This is a genomic window from Levilactobacillus paucivorans, from assembly GCF_001437125.1.
GTDB lineage: Bacteria > Bacillota > Bacilli > Lactobacillales > Lactobacillaceae > Levilactobacillus > Levilactobacillus paucivorans.
Genome location: NZ_JQCA01000110.1, coordinates 1 through 406, shown reverse-complemented (window position 1 = coordinate 406; position 406 = coordinate 1). Strand labels below are relative to the sequence as shown.

Here is a 406-nt window from a genome sequence, read left to right as displayed (position 1 = left end):
TAAACTCACTTTGTGAATTTAACCGCCTAAACTCCTAGACCATTGCGCCAATCGTGCCTGACACCAGTCCAAAAAATCCCGTTCTGAAATCGTTGGTGTTCCCGTCAATAACTTTTTTGTGATGGGCTCTTCACCTAAAGCCGTCTCAATTAACCCAACCACTAAATAATCTGTCTGTTTCGTAACCCAATTTTTTGGTTTCGCCCCAAAGACTTTCGCCAAACTAAAAGCTTGATCCCGAGTCATGGTAGTTAGACGTCCGGTAAAAGCAATCTCACAATCTCTTAAATCAAGCATTTTAAATCATCAACTTTCTTGATTCTAATGTTGGTTTTGACTTGACGGGTTATGGTTTTCCATTCAGTTTAGAGGGAGTGACGTTTTGAGCGCAGAATTGTTCCCTGGA

The 406-nt window shown here is 41.1% G+C and carries 1 protein-coding gene; it reads right to left on the bottom strand.

All coding sequences use genetic code 11. The features are described from left to right. Positions 1 to 18: 18 nt before the first annotated feature. Positions 19 to 297 carry a BRCT domain-containing protein gene (locus IV54_RS08510; protein ID WP_056980539.1) on the bottom strand — a complete coding sequence of 93 codons (279 nt, stop codon included), beginning with the start codon at positions 295 to 297 and terminating at the stop codon, positions 19 to 21. Positions 298 to 406: the final 109 nt, after the last annotated feature.

Bases quoted from the DNA above. Each gene is read 5' to 3' on its own strand.
- IV54_RS08510 (WP_056980539.1), bottom strand. From the start codon at position 297: ATGCTTGATTTAAGAGATTGTGAGATTGCTTTTACCGGACGTCTAACT.